Source organism: Ruegeria sp. CDSA089 (assembly GCF_059612205.1).
The window spans coordinates 289,431-304,760 of sequence record NZ_JBXWQD010000003.1; the positions used below are offsets into that span (position 1 = coordinate 289,431).

15 protein-coding genes are annotated in these 15,330 nt (G+C 58.8%); 8 read left to right on the plus strand and 7 right to left on the minus strand.

From position 1 onward, the window contains the following. The first annotated feature begins 197 nt into the window (after positions 1–197). Positions 198–2,345 carry a polyribonucleotide nucleotidyltransferase gene (gene pnp, locus AC2FJ6_RS10315; protein WP_170772816.1) on the plus strand — a complete coding sequence of 716 codons (2,148 nt, stop codon included), beginning with the start codon at positions 198–200 and terminating at the stop codon, positions 2,343–2,345. Between the two features lie 61 nt (positions 2,346–2,406). Here pnp and AC2FJ6_RS10320 read toward each other — a convergent pair whose 3' ends face one another. Together AC2FJ6_RS10320 and AC2FJ6_RS10325 are read right to left on the minus strand one after the other, a co-directional pair. Beyond that, complete coding sequence (locus tag AC2FJ6_RS10320; RefSeq protein ID WP_170772818.1) at positions 2,407–2,928, minus strand: GNAT family N-acetyltransferase; 522 nt, start codon at positions 2,926–2,928, stop codon at positions 2,407–2,409. Positions 2,929–2,985: 57 nt separating this feature from the next. After that, entirely contained in the window at positions 2,986–3,621 is a 636-nt protein-coding gene (locus tag AC2FJ6_RS10325; RefSeq protein ID WP_170772820.1) for a DUF1326 domain-containing protein, read from the minus strand. A 243-nt stretch (positions 3,622–3,864) separates the two neighbouring features. Between AC2FJ6_RS10325 and AC2FJ6_RS10330 the strand changes: the two genes are divergently transcribed. The 3 genes from AC2FJ6_RS10330 (at position 3,865) to AC2FJ6_RS10340 (ending at position 5,964) form a co-directional block, all read left to right on the plus strand. After that, the gene (locus AC2FJ6_RS10330; RefSeq protein WP_170785137.1) at positions 3,865–4,350 is read left to right on the plus strand and encodes a PACE efflux transporter; all 486 of its coding nucleotides are present in this window, start codon (positions 3,865–3,867) and stop codon (positions 4,348–4,350) included. 132 nt (positions 4,351–4,482) lie between these two features. Next, the gene (locus tag AC2FJ6_RS10335; RefSeq protein WP_170772824.1) at positions 4,483–5,172 is read left to right on the plus strand and encodes an outer membrane protein; all 690 of its coding nucleotides are present in this window, start codon (positions 4,483–4,485) and stop codon (positions 5,170–5,172) included. Positions 5,173–5,241: 69 nt separating this feature from the next. After that, positions 5,242–5,964, plus strand: coding sequence for a glycosyltransferase family 25 protein (locus tag AC2FJ6_RS10340; RefSeq protein WP_170772827.1), 723 nt, complete (start codon positions 5,242–5,244; stop codon positions 5,962–5,964). Positions 5,965–6,002: 38 nt separating this feature from the next. On the opposite strand, the gene AC2FJ6_RS10345 is transcribed toward AC2FJ6_RS10340, so the two are convergent. Together AC2FJ6_RS10345 and AC2FJ6_RS10350 are read right to left on the minus strand one after the other, a co-directional pair. After that, positions 6,003–6,653, minus strand: coding sequence for a peroxiredoxin (locus AC2FJ6_RS10345; RefSeq protein ID WP_170355987.1), 651 nt, complete (start codon positions 6,651–6,653; stop codon positions 6,003–6,005). Positions 6,654–6,816: 163 nt separating this feature from the next. Continuing rightward, positions 6,817–7,659 carry a bifunctional helix-turn-helix domain-containing protein/methylated-DNA--[protein]-cysteine S-methyltransferase gene (locus AC2FJ6_RS10350; RefSeq protein WP_170772828.1) on the minus strand — a complete coding sequence of 281 codons (843 nt, stop codon included), beginning with the start codon at positions 7,657–7,659 and terminating at the stop codon, positions 6,817–6,819. Between the two features lie 116 nt (positions 7,660–7,775). Between AC2FJ6_RS10350 and nth the strand changes: the two genes are divergently transcribed. Beyond that, a complete protein-coding gene (gene nth, locus AC2FJ6_RS10355; RefSeq protein WP_170772829.1) occupies positions 7,776–8,420 on the plus strand; it encodes an endonuclease III in 645 nt (214 codons plus the stop codon). Continuing rightward, positions 8,417–9,406: an adenosine kinase gene (locus AC2FJ6_RS10360; RefSeq protein WP_480550149.1), complete on the plus strand. Its 990-nt coding sequence runs from the start codon at positions 8,417–8,419 to the stop codon at positions 9,404–9,406. Before nth ends, AC2FJ6_RS10360 begins: the two co-directional genes overlap by 4 nt. Positions 9,407–9,454: 48 nt before the next feature. On the opposite strand, the gene AC2FJ6_RS10365 is transcribed toward AC2FJ6_RS10360, so the two are convergent. Both AC2FJ6_RS10365 and AC2FJ6_RS10370 read right to left on the minus strand, forming a co-directional pair. After that, a complete protein-coding gene (locus AC2FJ6_RS10365; protein WP_496668924.1) occupies positions 9,455–10,294 on the minus strand; it encodes a DUF547 domain-containing protein in 840 nt (279 codons plus the stop codon). Next, positions 10,291–11,664, minus strand: a complete 1,374-nt coding sequence (locus AC2FJ6_RS10370; RefSeq protein ID WP_496668926.1) for a radical SAM protein — start codon at positions 11,662–11,664, stop codon at positions 10,291–10,293. The genes AC2FJ6_RS10365 and AC2FJ6_RS10370 overlap by 4 nt, the downstream gene beginning before the upstream one ends. A 146-nt stretch (positions 11,665–11,810) precedes the next feature. Between AC2FJ6_RS10370 and AC2FJ6_RS10375 the strand changes: the two genes are divergently transcribed. After that, positions 11,811–12,473 (plus strand): NYN domain-containing protein, encoded by a 663-nt coding sequence (locus AC2FJ6_RS10375; protein WP_170772837.1) that lies wholly within the window; start codon positions 11,811–11,813, stop codon positions 12,471–12,473. Positions 12,474–12,475: 2 nt separating this feature from the next. Here AC2FJ6_RS10375 and AC2FJ6_RS10380 read toward each other — a convergent pair whose 3' ends face one another. Then, positions 12,476–12,961, minus strand: coding sequence for an RNA pyrophosphohydrolase (locus tag AC2FJ6_RS10380; RefSeq protein ID WP_170772839.1), 486 nt, complete (start codon positions 12,959–12,961; stop codon positions 12,476–12,478). A 138-nt stretch (positions 12,962–13,099) separates the two neighbouring features. Here AC2FJ6_RS10380 and AC2FJ6_RS10385 point away from each other — a divergent pair, with 138 nt between their 5' ends. Beyond that, positions 13,100–15,127, plus strand: a complete 2,028-nt coding sequence (locus AC2FJ6_RS10385; RefSeq protein WP_170772841.1) for an NADPH-dependent 2,4-dienoyl-CoA reductase — start codon at positions 13,100–13,102, stop codon at positions 15,125–15,127. Positions 15,128–15,330: the final 203 nt, after the last annotated feature.

Sequence of the window (15,330 nt, forward strand, 5' to 3'; positions counted from 1 at the left end):
GACAAGCATGCAACTAAAGGTCGGTGCTTCGGTTTCGCTTCCCTTCCCCCTCAAACTCATGTATGCGCGCGGGTATCTGAGACGTTGTGCCCGGACCCTGGCACTCGAATGGAAGATAAATGGGGTCGGCGGCAATGGGGCCGCCATGCAAACCGGAGACCCGCAGGGGCGGGAGTGCTCCGTTCTAGGATACGCATATGTTTGATGTAACAAAGAAATCGATTCAGTGGGGCGAAGAGACGCTGACACTGGAAACCGGCAAGGTTGCCCGTCAGGCGGACGGCACCGTGATTGCCACGCTGGGCGAAACCAGCGTCATGGCCAACGTGACCTTTGCCAAAAGCCAAAAGCCCGGTCAGGACTTTTTCCCGCTGACCGTCCACTATCAAGAGAAATACTATGCTGCCGGTAAAGTTCCGGGTGGCTTTTTCAAGCGCGAGGCGCGCCCGACCGAAAAAGAGACGCTGACCGCGCGTCTGATCGACCGTCCGATCCGCCCGCTGTTCGTCGATGGCTTCAAAAACGAAGTTCTGGTGATGTGCACCGTGCTGAGCCACGATCTGGTCAACGATCCCGACATCGTTGCAATGATTGCTGCGTCGGCTGCTCTGACTATTTCCGGCGCGCCGTTCATGGGTCCGATCGCCGGTGCCCGCGTTGGTTTCGTGGATGGCGAATACGTCCTGAACCCGACCGTAGACGACATGCAGGACCTGCGCCTGAACCCTGAACAGCGTCTGGATCTGGTTGTCGCCGGCACCAAAGATGCCGTGATGATGGTGGAATCGGAAGCTTACGAGCTGTCAGAGGCCGAAATGCTGGGCGCCGTGACCTTCGCGCATGAACAAATTCAGCCGGTTATCGACCTGATCATCAGCTTGGCCGAAGAAGCTGCGAAAGAGCCGTTTGAATTCGCCGCCCCCGACTATGCGGACCTCTACGCTGCTGTGGCCGCAGCCGGTGAAGAGCAGATGCGCGCCGCCTTCGCGATCACCGACAAGCAAGAGCGCACCACCGCCGTTGCCGCGGCCCGCGAAGTAATCAAAGAAGCGTTGACCGAAGAACAGCTAGAAGACGGCAACCTCGGTTCCGCGATGAAAAAGCTGGAAGCCGGCATCCTGCGAGGCGACGTCGTCAAAGGCGGCAAGCGGATCGACGGCCGTTCGACCACCGACATCCGTTCGATCGTTGCTGAAACCTCGATGCTGCCGCGTACGCACGGTTCCGCCCTTTTCACCCGTGGTGAAACGCAGGCGCTGGCCGTGACCACCCTGGGCACCGGTGATGACGAGCAGTTCATCGACGCGCTGCACGGCAACTTCAAATCGAACTTCCTGCTGCACTACAACTTCCCCCCCTATTCGGTTGGTGAAGTTGGCCGCGTGGGTGGCCCCGGACGTCGTGAGATCGGCCACGGCAAGCTGGCATGGCGCGCCCTGCAGGCGGTTCTGCCTGCCGCGACCGACTTCCCCTACACGATCCGTATCGTGTCCGAGATCACCGAATCCAACGGATCGTCCTCGATGGCGTCGGTCTGCGGCGGCTCGCTGTCGATGATGGATGCGGGCGTTCCGCTGAAAGCACCGGTTGCCGGTGTGGCCATGGGTCTGATCCTGGAAGATGACGGCAACTATGCCATCCTGTCCGACATTTTGGGTGACGAAGACCACCTGGGCGACATGGACTTCAAGGTTGCGGGTACCGAAAACGGCATCACCTCGCTGCAGATGGACATCAAGGTTGCGGGCATCACGCCCGAGATCATGGAGAAAGCCCTGGCCCAGGCCAAGGACGGCCGGATGCACATCCTGGGCGAGATGGGCAAAGCCCTGTCCGAGACCAACGAATTCTCGGTCCACGCCCCGCGCATCGAGACCATGAACATCCCAACCGACAAGATCCGCGAAGTGATCGGCTCGGGCGGTAAGGTCATCCGCGAAATCGTCGAGGTTTCGGGTGCCAAGGTCGACATCAACGACGACGGCGTGATCAAGATTGCCTCGCCCGATGGGGAGTCGATCAAGAAAGCTTACGAGATGATCCACTCGATCGTCGCAGAGCCCGAAGAAGGTCAGATCTACACTGGTAAAGTGGTCAAGATCGTCGATTTCGGTGCCTTCGTGAACTTCTTTGGCAAGCGCGACGGTCTGGTGCACGTCTCGCAGATCGAAAACCGCCGCCTGAACCATCCCTCGGATGTTCTGAAGGAAGGTCAGGAAGTAAAGGTCAAACTGCTGGGCTTTGATGATCGCGGCAAGGTTCGCCTGTCGATGAAAGTGGTCGATCAGGAAACCGGCGAAGAGATCGTTCCCGAAAAGAAAGAAAAGAAAGAAGACGCCGAATAATCAGCGCCTCTTTTCGAATTACCAAAGACCCCGGTTCTGGCCGGGGTCTTTTTTTGTGACCCTACAAGTCCTTGGCAAAGTAATGCAGATGCGGTCGCAACATCGGTTGGTCCTTGTAGGTTGTTGTCTCGATCGGTGTGTCCAGTTCCACAAACCCAAGCTTCGGATACAGGCTGCGCATCTCAACATTCGGGGTCAACGTATCGGCCACCAGCCGTTTCAAACCCATCTGTCTTGCGGCATTCTCTCGCGCCACGATCAACGCGCGCCCGGTTCCGGTGCCACGGGCACTTTCGGTGACAAAGACGCGCTTTAACTCACCGGTCTCTTGATCCAGACGCTTCAGCATCCCGCACCCCACAATCGCGGACTGCCCATCCCGCGCCACGACCAGGCAACCATTGGGTGGCAGGTAATCCTCGGGGCGCGCCCAGAATTCGGCTAAGGCGCTTTCCGGGGCGGATGGATCAATCTCGAACCCCATGGCGCCCATGCGTTCGACAATCAGGTCGTAATATTGCGACAGGATGCCATTCAGCTGATCCTTGGGCGGCAACGCGGCGCAGTTTTCAATTTCAATCATCGGGTCACACCTCGCGGATCAGTTGACCCTGCTGCGGGTGTGACCACAAGCCATTGTTCAATGCGCAACACCGGACGGCCCATGTTTCATCACGTGCCACTGGCCATAGCTGTCGTTCAGATCAAGCTTGATCGCTGCATCCGCCTTGGTCGAAGCGCTACCGATCTCGGCCAGTGTGAATTCGATCCCGCCGGGAATGTCGATCCGAACGCGATGCTCGCCGCCGCCGTGCGGGGCCTGAATTGGACGCCCCGTGGATTGTAGCACATCGCCCACGGTGACCTTGGCCTTGCGCCCTTCGATGTCGATATCGAAATCAATCGGCAGATACAGTGTCTCGTGAACGGTCTTGCACATGGCACGGAAGACGAACCAATGGGTGGCCATCTCATCCGTTTCCTCACCGTGAAACACCTTTTCCAACGCATCGCGCTGCGCGTCCGAGGCGCTGGGATCAATAATCACCTGCATCTCGCCGCCGCCTTCAAAGATCGGGCCGGGCCACGCGTAGATCAGGGCCGCTTTGGTGCCTGCCAGATCAGTGTCGCCGAAATGCCCCTTGGAGACCTCCAGCACTTCGAAACCCCTGCAATTGCCATTGGTGGGTAATTCTTCGAACTGACAGGGGCAGGCGTAGCCGCAGTTGCAATTCCCGAAGGCTTCGCCCTCAACGTACCAATCTGTGAATGCCATCGTAACTCTCCTGATGTGAAAGCCCGATACCTGTCATCACCCGCCCCGATCGCGGCACCATAGCATATTTACGCCAAATCCCGAACCGCTGCGGAAAATCGAATGAGAAAGACGCGCGAATGTGTCGAACTTCACAGTCAGAAGGCTTTCGGCATGACAATTTGCGCCAGGGTCGAAAGACCCGCGACCGAGCATGCAGGGCCGACGTCGCACAACCAATAAGTGTGTGCGAAGGAATGGGCCATGACATTAAGATCGTTCAAAGAACGAGTCATCCAAACATGTAGTTTCGAGGTGGTGGGGATCGCGTTCGTCTCGCCGGTTTATGCATATATCGCGGGGGCGTCGATGGCGCATGGGTTTGCGCTGATTTCCCTGCTGTCCATCGTCATTTTGATCTGGTCGCCCATTTTCAACACGTTGTTCGACTGGATAGAACGGCACCGAACCCGCCGCCTGGCAAGCGCCCGCCCACACCGGTTGCGGATCGTCCACGCGGTGCTGCATGAGGTCACCGCGATTATTATTACATGCCCGTTGCTGATGTATTTTGGCGGCCATTCCCTGCAGGCCGCACTGGCTTTCAATCTTGGGCTGACGATCACCTATTCGATCTACACCTATGTTTTTCATATCATTTATGACCGGTTACGCCCCGTAAGACCTGTCTCTGCGGTCGAGGGCACACCGCAATGCGATCCCGGCGCGGCGGTCTGCAATAACATCTGAACAAACCCGCACTGCTTGTTCGATCACTCCACCCCAATAAGCTGTGAATCGAAGTGAAGCTCGCCTGTCTTTCATTTGCGGCGAGTTTGTCCACATGTGGGTTCATAACCATTTGGAACAAAGGACATGGACATGGTTAAGCGAATTATTCTCGCCTCGGCGGTGCTGGGCCTCAGCGCGTCAGCACCGGTTGCGCAAAGCCTCACAGATGACCTCTACGTCCACGGATTTGCTGGCTACAGCAATTTGCAGGACAGCGATTTCACCGGCACCGTCAATGGTGGCCCGGAATCCGTCGATACCGATTTTGACGGTGGGTTTGGACTGGGCATTGCCATCGGCAAAGAAATCCCACAGTGGAGCAATGACAGCATCGCCACTCGGGTCGAACTTGAACTCTCTTATCGGGACAATGACGTAGACGGAGTGAATTTTTCCGGCAACGGGCCCGCAAGCGAAGTCAACGTTTCGGGTGATGTGACCCAAACGTCCTTGTTTGCCAATGTTCTGGTCGATTTCAAAACCGCTAGCGCGCTCACGCCCTATGTCGGCTTGGGTCTGGGTGTCGCCTACACCGATCTGGATTTCTCATACGGACCGGGTGTGGAGTTGGATGACAGTGACACCAACTTTGCCGCTCAGATCATCGCAGGCGTTGCCTATGATGTCAGCGAAAACACGGCCCTGACACTGGATACGCGCTATTCGCGCGCCTTCGACGTTTCCTCGGACCGTCTGGCCCCGAACGGCGCGTTGACCGGCACCGTCGAAGATGACATCGACGCGTTCAGCATCAATTTCGGCGTGCGCCAAAGATTTTGATCGAATAGGGGAAGTGTTTCTCTCCGGTTTCCCTTCCCCCGCATGTCCGCGTGCTCTATGCACGAGGACATGCGATCTTTCGTCATCCATATGTCCTCTAGTGCCGCGCGGCGACCCAATGCCGAGAAACTTTGCAGCGACCTTCCGAACGCGGAATTATTCGAAGCGGTAAACGGTCGCGACCCGGCGCAGATCGCCGATGTTGCGCTGTTTCCCGGCAATTTGCACCATCCAGAATACCCGTTTAAATTGCGCCCTGCGGAGATCGGGGTGTTCGAAAGCCATCGTCGTCTTTGGCGCAAACTGGTGGACGAAAAGATCGATATGGCCATCATCACCGAAGATGACCTGCGCATTGACCCCATTCGCATGGCCAAAGCGCTAAAGATGTTGGCGGCCTTTGCTACGCCCGAGCACTATATCCGCATTCCCGTAAAACAACGCGAAGTTGCGGCGCAAGTGCTGGCCAAAACCAATGATCAGCGTCTGATCCTGCCAAAGGTGATCGGGTTGCAATGTGTGTGCCAGCTTGTCGGGCACCGCGCGGCAGAACGGCTTTTGGCCGCAACTGACAAGATCGACCGCCCTGTGGATACCTTCCTGCAAATGCACTGGCTAACCGGCCAACCAATCCTGTCGCTTCAGGGCAGTGGCAATCAGGAAGTGGCTCGCGAAATCGGCGGGTCCACAATCCAGACTCGTCCTCCGCTGGGCGACAAACTGACCCGCGAGTTCAAGCGCGCAGCTTATCGCGCCTATCTACACAGCCATCCGCAAAAGCCGGCTTGCTGAACGAAAAAGCGGGGCCTGATGCCCCGCTTTGTTGTTTCTTAGCTCGGCGCTTTGGTTTTGCGCAGATAAGGGAAGATCGTTTCGAACTCGCCAAATTTCTCCTTGGCCTCCTCGTTCGACACCGCAGGCGGGATGATCACGTCTTCGCCGGGCACCCAGTTGGCCGGGGTTGCGACGCCTTTGCTGCTCATTTGCAGACCGTCCAGCGCGCGTAGGATTTCCGCAAAATTGCGACCCACGGTCATCGGATAGGTCATTGACAGCTTCAACTGCTTGTCCGGGCCGATGATGAACACAGAACGCACGGTGGCACTGTCCGCCGGGGTGCGGCCATCGGGCAGATAAGCTTCGGCAGGCAACATGTCGAAGGCTTTCGAGACCGCAAGCCCATCGTCGGCAATGATCGGGAAACCAGGATTGGCATTGCCATAGGCCTCGATGTCTTTCTTCCACTTCTTGTGGTCTTCCACACCATCGACCGACACACCCAGAACCTTGGTGTTGCGTGCCGCCCATTCGTCATTCAGTTGCGCCACGGCAGAAAACTCGGTGGTGCAGACAGGAGTGAAGTCCTTGGGGTGCGAGAACAGAATAGCCCAGCTGTCACCGATCCAGTCGTGGAACTGAATGGTGCCCTGATCCGTTTCTGCGGTGAAATTTGGGACGGTGTCGTTGATGCGCAAGCCCATAATGCGTCTCCTTCTCCTGTTGGTCAGCCTGGCAGGCTGATGCGAATTTAATCACTTTGTGTGTAAGTTAAACCGTTCTTTGAGGGATCGCTCAAAATTCACGTATCACGATATTATCCTGAAATTCAGGAATTCGCCCCAACAAAAACGCGGCGCGCCTGTCTCAGGCCTCGGCCTGCGCGGCCTCATAAGCCAGCATGGCGCGCTTGACGGGCAGGCCCCAATGATAGCCCCCTAGCCCGCCAGACTTGCGCAACGCCCGGTGGCATGGGATCAACCAACTGACCGGGTTGCGCCCAACGGCCGTACCCACGGCCCGCACCGCCTGCGGGGACCCCACCCGCTGCGCGATCTCGGAATAGGTCGTGACTTGCCCCGAAGGAATGTGCATCAGCGCCTCCCACACTTTGATCTGCAGCGGGGAACCGATCAGGTGCAGCGGCGTCTCGGACCGTTTCGCGCCAAACGACGCCTCGACCCATGGGCGCAGCTTTTCGGCGTTCTCGATGTAGCTGGCTTTGGGCCAGCGCGAGGTCATATCCTCCATTGCCGCCGCTTCGCCGGTTTCTGCGCCAAAGGCCATACCGCAAATCCCTTTGTCAGTGCCCATCACCAACGTCGGGCCGAAGGGGCAATCGAACCAGCCCCAGTAAATCGTCAGGCCCGCGCCTTTGCGGGCGTATTCGCCGGGGCTCATGGATTCCCATTTCAGGAACAGGTCATGCAGACGGCCGCTTCCGGACAGCCCCACGTTATGCGCGGTCTCCAGCGTGGTGAACCGCTCGTGCAGCAAGGCCTTGGCGTGGCCCAGCGTCAGATATTGCTGATAGCGTTTCGGCGATACCCCAGTCCAGCGTGAGAACAGGCGTTGAAAATGCGCGGGGCTCATGTCCATCTGGCGGGCCAGTTCGTCCAGCGACAGGGATTCGCCGCCCTGATCAATCAGCTCGATCGCGCGGCGCATGACGTTGTAGTGGTATCCGCTTTCGGGGGTCTGGACGTTCATAACTCACCTCATCTGCTGCCCCGGACCATATCCCGCGCGCCACGCCACCGCGACCCGAAACATGCGCATTGGCTTTGGGCTTGTGTCATGCGCCTGCGGGCGGCATTAAGGCCCGGATGGCAAAGCAACTCGATTACCACACGATCCGCGAGATCTTTACGCGTTTTCAGGACGCCGACCCCGAACCCAAGGGCGAGCTGGATCATGTGAACGTCTATACTCTGGTCGTGGCCGTGGCGCTATCGGCGCAGGCCACCGATGCGGGCGTTAACAAAGCCACGCGCGAGCTGTTCAAAATCGCCGACACACCGCAAAAGATGCTGGATTTGGGCGAAGAGGGCCTGACCGAGCATATCAAGACCATTGGCCTGTTCCGCCAGAAGGCCAAGAACGTCATCAAACTCAGCCGCATTCTGGTCGAAGACTATGGCGGCGAAGTGCCCAATTCCCGTGCCGCGCTACAATCGCTGCCCGGTGTCGGGCGCAAGACGGCCAATGTGGTTCTGAACATGTGGTGGCGGCAACCGGCGCAGGCGGTCGACACCCATATCTTCCGCGTCGGCAACCGCACCGGCATTTGTCCCGGCAAGACCGTAGATGCCGTCGAGCGCGCCATCGAAGACAATATTCCCGCCGATTTCCAACTGCACGCGCATCACTGGCTGATCCTGCATGGTCGCTATCACTGCAAGGCGCGCAAACCCCAATGCGGAACCTGTATCATCCGCGATCTCTGCGAATTTGAGGACAAGACCCTATGAAAACCTACCAGCTCACCGGTATCGGAAATGCCGTTGTGGACGTGATCTCCCAGGCCGATGACAGCTTTCTGGAACTGATGGGCATCGAAAAGGGCATCATGCAACTGATCGAGCAGGAGCGCGGCGAAGTGCTGTATGCCTCGATGGAGGGGCGCGTGCAGACGCCCGGCGGCTCGGTCGCGAATACCATCGCGGGTGCCGGGGCACTGGGACTGGATGCGGCATTCATTGGCCGGGTGCATGACGACGCGCTGGGGCGGTTCTATGCGGATGCGATGAACGAGGACGGCGTCGATTTCGTCAACCCGCCGGTGCCGGGTGGCGAGCTGCCGACCTCACGCTCGATGATCTTTGTCTCGCCCGACGGCGAACGGTCAATGAACACCTATCTGGGCATTTCCTCGGAACTGTCATCACAGGACGTGTCCGAGGATGTGTCAGGCAACAGCCAAATCATGTTCCTTGAGGGGTATCTGTTCGACAAGGAAAAGGGCAAAGCCGCGTTTCTTGAGGCCGCGCGCACCTGTCACAAGGGCGGCGGCAAGGCGGGGATCGCCATTTCCGACCCGTTCTGCGTGGAACGTCACCGGGTCGATTTCCTGCTGCTGATCGAGAACGAGCTGGATTTCGTGATCGGCAACGAGGCCGAGATCAAATCGCTGTTCGAAACCGATGATCTCGAGGATGCTCTGGCCAAAACCGCCGCGATTTGCCCTCTGGTCGTATGCACCCGGTCGGGTGATGGCGTCTCGGTTTTGTTCGATGGTCAGCGGGTGGACGTGCCGGTGGAAAAGGTTGTGCCCGTGGACGCCACCGGCGCGGGCGATCAATTCGCCGCTGGGTTCCTGTTCGGTATGGCCACAGGGCGCGATTACGAGACCTGCGCCAAGATCGGCAATGTCTGCGCCCGCGAAGTGATCAGCCATATCGGCCCAAGGCCAGAAGCGAATATGCAGGAATTGCTGCGCGCCGAAGGCTTGCTGTAAGTCGCTGAGTAGCGCCGAGGGCGCCCAGATGACCTTGGCGCAGCTTTTTTACGACCCCGCCGCCGCGTCGTTCAGTGCCCAGTCATAACTATAGGCACTGACACGGGACACATCTTGCAGCCGCGCTTCCAGATCGGGGTCGGCGACCGTTCGGACATAGGTTAGAACCGCCTGTTCGTTCGGTCCGAAATCCTCTCGGAACCAGATGAAGATCTTGGACAGGATCAGCCCGCCATTGTCATTAAACCGCACGCCACGCGGGTCGTTGATATAGGCGTGTTCGGCGGCGGCAAAGTCACGCTCCAGCGTGTCGGCCTGCCAGGCGCGGTCCATCAGGTTGGGGCAGCCCACAGCGGCACAGTTCAGGGCATAGTGAATGCGCGGCTCGTTGAATTCAGGGCGAATGATGCGATGTTCAATCTCGTTCAGGGTTAAGCTCTGCCCGGCGACCGTCACTATGGGCCGGTTCCACGGCCCGATTGACAGCGGCCCGTCCTTGATGTCGCGGATCGAGGCGACGGGGTAGTTCTCAAGAATCACATCCACCGTCACCGCGTTATACATGTTGATCCAATAGGCCAGCTGTTGATCACGGGTCAGCGCCGCAGGGTCAACTGCTTGCAAATCTTCGATATACCCGTCCAAACGTGCTTTGTCGTCGGCCGAGACCTGCCCGTAAGCCATCCGGTTCACCCCCTGCGCATCAGGCGCGACATAGCGGTTCAGAAAGGTGGTCCAGTCGCGGTGATCAACACGCTCTCCGGGCGGTTGGGCGACGCGGGTCAGGGCGCTGTTCACCAAAGGTTCGGGCGCGGGAAGGGCCAGTCGTTCGACACTGGCACAAGCCGCAAGCAGGGGCAGCAACAGCAGGATCAGCAGACGTCTCATGAGGCATCCTTTCGGGACTGGCGCAGGGCGCGCATCTGCCCTTTCAGCCGTTTCATCGGAGCAAGCGCCGGATCGCTCAGTTCGGGCAGGTCCGGGCCATTGGACAGACGCGGAACGGCAGCGTTCCACCAGCTTGGACCAGTCGGGCCGTCAATCCGGTCAGGGCTGGCCAGATGCATGTCGCGCTGCGCGTTATGGACACACATCGAAAGCGGCCCGTTCGCCGTAGCCACCATGAACACGCACGAGGCGCAGCGGTCTTCGTCCAACTGATCTGCCGCCATGAAATTGTGAATGAACACCGCTTGCCGCCGCACCGGGCCACGTAGCACGCCAGTACCCAGACGAGCGACGCTCAGCCCAAGTTGCCCCAATGCGCGCAGGGCCAGCAGCGGATGTCGTCGGATCATGCGCCCAACCTTGGGGCGAATACGGATATGGGCGTCCTGATTGTCGTCCACCCCTTCCAGCGCTGTCATCACCCGATGCACCAAGCTTTGGTTAGACAATAGCGAGACCGCGCGCCCTCCGGCCGTCAGGACGCTGGCGTAACGGTTGCATTTGGAATGGCCCACAGCCGCCGTGCCGAAATGCAGCGGCGTCCCATAGCCTTCCTCGACCGCGCGCGCGACACTGTCCTGCGTGATCATCTCGGGCCGTTCGCGCAACACGCCGCGCCCGGTATCGGCCTGCATCTGGAACGAGACAAACGCCACTTCGGGTCGATCCCGCAGATACCGCGCCAGCATGGGCAGTTCGCCGAAATTACCGGCAAACACCGTGGTGTTGAACAGAATACGCAGCCCCAATCCCCGCGCCCGGCGGATATAGGCGCGGCGGACGGTGTTCAGCTCTTCTTCCGAGGTGAACCCCTTACGCTCTTGCGTCATGTCCACATGAAAGGCCACGTCGTTCAGCCCCGCCGCTGCCAACCGCATCAACTTGGCGCGGCTGGCGCGAATCCCGTTTGTCATCAGACAGGACCGCATACCCAAACGGCGGATTTCCCGGCACAGCGCCTCAAGATCCTCGATCTTGCGCAGGGTCGGATCACCGCCAGTCAACTGCACCGATACGCCGGTGCCGTAGTGGCTTTGAATTGTCTTCAACCGAGCAAACAGAACCGACAGAGGAGGGTCATAGGTAATCTCGGCCCGGTCCGAGAGGTAACACAGCGTGCAATCCAGATTGCACCTTTGCGTGACCTCCAGCGCAACGCAAGCGATGGGATAGAACCGCCCCGCCGTTTGCCCGGCATGGTATTCGCCACAGCCTTGCAAACCCTCGCGCAGAGGCGCGCGGCGGTCAGAACCGATGAACTTGCGACCTGCAGGGACGAAGGCGGGGGGGCTGTGCGCGGTATCTCTCATGCGGACCAAGCTAGAGATGCCGTGTGGCCCGAACTATGCCCCCTCACGGCAAGTTGTCGCAGGGTGAGGGGATACAAGATGCGCCCAAGTTTCGCCCCAATACGGTTCTATCAAAATCAGATTGAAACAAGGAATTTCAAGGAAAGATGACAAAGCGAGTTGCCGTATTGGTCGATGGCGACAACCTCAGCGCCGATCACAGAGACGCCATCCGAAAGATCGGGCTTCAGGCTGGTCGAGTCGACGTGGCACGGGTTTACATGAATGCAAGGCGCAACTCGTCCTGGCACGAGGCCAGCGCCTATCACCCTGTCCATAGCGGCAGCGGGAAGAACGCAACCGATCTGTTGATGGCCATCGACGCAATGGATTTGGCCCTAAGACAGGATATGGATGTCATCGTCATCGCCAGCTCTGACGGAGATTTCGTTCACCTGCACCGTAAATTGCGCGAGCTTGGCGTGACCACAATCGGTACAGGTGAGGCTAAAACCCCTGAAAGCACCCGCGCCTCCTCTGGTCAGTTCTTCGAATTGAAACCCCTGGAACCTGAAACACCTCCAGCCCCGCCCGACGAAGATATGGATTGCCAAATTCGCGGGATCATCGCTGCAAACAGCAAGAATGGGATAGGCATACGCCTGACCATTCTGGGGGCTAAAATGCACCGGCAACATGGGGTCCAAATTAGTACCCACCCCGAGAAAACCTGGCGCCGTTACCTGCAATCGAAACCTGACCTTTACGATCTGGACCCGGCCGGTCAGAACGCGCATGTGCGCTTCAAACCGCACGGGTTTGCCGAATAGTTTTAGCTCAGATAATCCGCAAATGCGTCTATCACCTGCTCATAGACCTCGCGCTTGAAGGGTACGATTTCTTCAACCAAGCGTGAGGGCTCCTGCCATTTCCAGCGGGTGAACTCAGGATGATCGGTTTCGATATTGATCTGGTCGTCGCGACCGGTGAAACGCAGCAGGAACCATTTCTGCTCTTGCCCGCGATAGCGGCCTTTCCAAATCTTGGGCACGATGTCATGGGGCAGATCATAGGGCAGCCAGCCGGGGGTTTCAGCCACGACCTCGACCAGATCAGCGGTCACACCCGTCTCTTCCCACAACTCGCGCAGGGCGGCGTCGCGCGGGTCTTCGCCTTTGTCTACCCCACCCTGCGGCATCTGCCAGGCATCGGCGTGTCGGTCATTGCGCTGGCCGACAAAGATATGACCCTCGGCATTCATCAGCATCAGCCCGACGCAGGGCCGATAGGGCAGTTTGGCGATTTCATCGGGGGTCATGTGCGGCCTCTTTTTCCTGTCACGCCTTGTCTGTATCAAGTGCCGTCAGGACAGCAAAGACCGTGACGCAAGGTTTCGCGTGACAATGTTGACGCAAACGTCAATCTAACGACAAAGAATTCGGGAGGGAGAGTTACCATGACTGCGTACCCAAACATGCTGGCCCCGCTGGATCTGGGCTTTACCACTCTGAAAAACCGGGTCCTGATGGGCTCGATGCATACCGGTCTGGAAGAGACCGGCGACTGGAACCGCGTGGCAGAATTCTATGCTGACCGTGCCCGCGGCGAAGTTGGGCTGATGGTGACGGGCGGGATTGGCCCGAACCTCGAAGGCTCGGTCCTGCCCGGCGCGTCGATGATGACCACCGAGAAGGACGTCGAAAACCACTCCATCGTGACCCAGCGCGTGCATGAGGCAGGCGGCAAGATCGCCATGCAGATCCTGCATGCGGGTCGCTATGCTTATGGCCCCAAATGCGTGGCGCCCAGCCCGGTGAAATCGCCAATCTCACCCTTCCCGCCCAATGAGCTGGACGAAGACGGGATCGAGAAACAGATCAGCGACATCGTCAACGCCGCCAAGCTGGCCCAAAAGGCGGGCTATGACGGGGTCGAAATCATGGGATCGGAAGGCTATTTCATTAACCAGTTCCTCGTAACCCACACCAACAAGCGCGAAGATCGCTGGGGCGGCTCGTATGAGAACCGGATGCGCCTGCCGATTGAGATCGTGCGCCGCACGCGTGAAGCCGTGGGCCGTGATTTCATCATCATCTACCGCCTGTCGATGATTGATCTGGTCCCCAACGGCTCGACCCATGATGAGGTGGTCGAACTGGCGAAACGGGTTGAAGAAGCGGGTGCCACGATCATCAACACCGGCATCGGCTGGCATGAGGCGCGGATTCCGACCATCGCCACATCCGTTCCGCGCGCGGCCTTTGCATGGGTGACAAAAAAGCTGATGGGCAAGGTGAGCATTCCGGTGATTACCTCGAACCGGATCAACACGCCCGAAGTCGCCGAAGAGGTTCTGTCCACCGGCTGCGCCGACATGGTGTCACTGGCGCGCCCGATGCTGGCGGATGCGGATTTCGTCGCCAAGGCGATGGACGGCAAATCGGCACAGATCGCGCCCTGTATTGCCTGTAACCAAGCCTGTCTGGACCACACATTCGGCGGCAAGCTGACCTCGTGTCTGGTGAACCCGCGCGCCTGCCACGAGACCGAGTTGGTGATTGGCAAGGCCGACACACCAAAAACCGTGGCCATCGTTGGCGCGGGCCCTGCGGGTCTGTCCACTGCCATGACCGCCGCCCAGCGCGGCCATGACGTGACTCTATTTGACCGCGCATCTGAGATCGGTGGCCAGCTGAACATGGCCAAACAGGTGCCCGGCAAGGAAGAGTTCTGGGGGCTGGTCGACTGGTTCCGCACCATGATAGCCGATCTGGGCGTGAAGGTTGAACTGAACCGCGAGGTAACGGCTGACGACCTGACCGGCTTTGACGAGGTGGTCATTGCCACAGGCGTCACCCCGCGCGATCCGCAGATTCCGGGGCAGGATCGGGAAAATGTCATCGACTATATCGACGTGCTGCGCCACAAGGCCGAGGTCGGCAAATCCGTCGCCGTGATTGGCGCGGGTGGTATCGGGTTCGACGTGTCCGAATTCCTGCTGGAGGACGGCCACAGCATTACCACTGACCTGCCTGCATGGATGAAGGAATGGGGCGTCACCGACCCGGCCGAGCATCGCTCGGGCCTTGCCCCCGAGGGCCCCCAACCGGCGGCACCCGCGCGCGACGTTACGCTGTTGCAGCGCAAGAAACAGGCGCATGGCAAGGGTCTGGGTAAAACAACCGGCTGGATTCACCGCGCCACGCTGAAGATGAAAGACGTCAATTTCGTCGGCGGTGTGAACTATGAACGCATCGACGATGACGGCCTACATGTCAGCTTTGGCGAAGAGCGCGCCGACCCAACCGTGATTGCAGCGGACACGATTGTTCTATGCTCGGGTCAGGTTTCCGAACGCAGCCTCGCGGATGCGCTGATCGAACGCGGTATAACTCCGCACGTGATCGGCGGGGCGGATGTGGCGGCAGAGTTGGACGCCAAACGCGCAATTAATCAAGGCACACGTCTGGCGGCGACTTTTTGAGGCATCGGGCCCGGTTCGCGCCGGGCCTGCGCCGCAACGAAAAAATGGCTTTGGTGACACGTTCAACGGTCACAAATTTGCCATCCTCAGATTAACATATGTGTAATGCTGCCGGTAAAACCCCATAGTTTTCGGGTTTGTGGCGAATTTAGAAACCACCGTTTCCACGTTTCCTATCCGCAAACGATCCAGATTAAATCCCT

What these genes read in the sequence shown, in the direction of transcription:
- pnp (WP_170772816.1), top strand. Translation starts at nt 198, where the DNA reads ATGTTTGATGTAACAAAGAAATCGATTCAGTGGGGCGAAGAGACGCTG.
- AC2FJ6_RS10320 (WP_170772818.1), bottom strand. Translation starts at nt 2,928, where the DNA reads ATGATTGAAATTGAAAACTGCGCCGCGTTGCCGCCCAAGGATCAGCTG.
- AC2FJ6_RS10325 (WP_170772820.1), bottom strand. Translation starts at nt 3,621, where the DNA reads ATGGCATTCACAGATTGGTACGTTGAGGGCGAAGCCTTCGGGAATTGC.
- AC2FJ6_RS10330 (WP_170785137.1), top strand. Translation starts at nt 3,865, where the DNA reads ATGACATTAAGATCGTTCAAAGAACGAGTCATCCAAACATGTAGTTTC.
- AC2FJ6_RS10335 (WP_170772824.1), top strand. Translation starts at nt 4,483, where the DNA reads ATGGTTAAGCGAATTATTCTCGCCTCGGCGGTGCTGGGCCTCAGCGCG.
- AC2FJ6_RS10340 (WP_170772827.1), top strand. Translation starts at nt 5,242, where the DNA reads ATGCGATCTTTCGTCATCCATATGTCCTCTAGTGCCGCGCGGCGACCC.
- AC2FJ6_RS10345 (WP_170355987.1), bottom strand. Translation starts at nt 6,653, where the DNA reads ATGGGCTTGCGCATCAACGACACCGTCCCAAATTTCACCGCAGAAACG.
- AC2FJ6_RS10350 (WP_170772828.1), bottom strand. Translation starts at nt 7,659, where the DNA reads ATGAACGTCCAGACCCCCGAAAGCGGATACCACTACAACGTCATGCGC.
- nth (WP_170772829.1), top strand. Translation starts at nt 7,776, where the DNA reads ATGGCAAAGCAACTCGATTACCACACGATCCGCGAGATCTTTACGCGT.
- AC2FJ6_RS10360 (WP_480550149.1), top strand. Translation starts at nt 8,417, where the DNA reads ATGAAAACCTACCAGCTCACCGGTATCGGAAATGCCGTTGTGGACGTG.
- AC2FJ6_RS10365 (WP_496668924.1), bottom strand. Translation starts at nt 10,294, where the DNA reads ATGAGACGTCTGCTGATCCTGCTGTTGCTGCCCCTGCTTGCGGCTTGT.
- AC2FJ6_RS10370 (WP_496668926.1), bottom strand. Translation starts at nt 11,664, where the DNA reads ATGAGAGATACCGCGCACAGCCCCCCCGCCTTCGTCCCTGCAGGTCGC.
- AC2FJ6_RS10375 (WP_170772837.1), top strand. Translation starts at nt 11,811, where the DNA reads ATGACAAAGCGAGTTGCCGTATTGGTCGATGGCGACAACCTCAGCGCC.
- AC2FJ6_RS10380 (WP_170772839.1), bottom strand. Translation starts at nt 12,961, where the DNA reads ATGACCCCCGATGAAATCGCCAAACTGCCCTATCGGCCCTGCGTCGGG.
- AC2FJ6_RS10385 (WP_170772841.1), top strand. Translation starts at nt 13,100, where the DNA reads ATGACTGCGTACCCAAACATGCTGGCCCCGCTGGATCTGGGCTTTACC.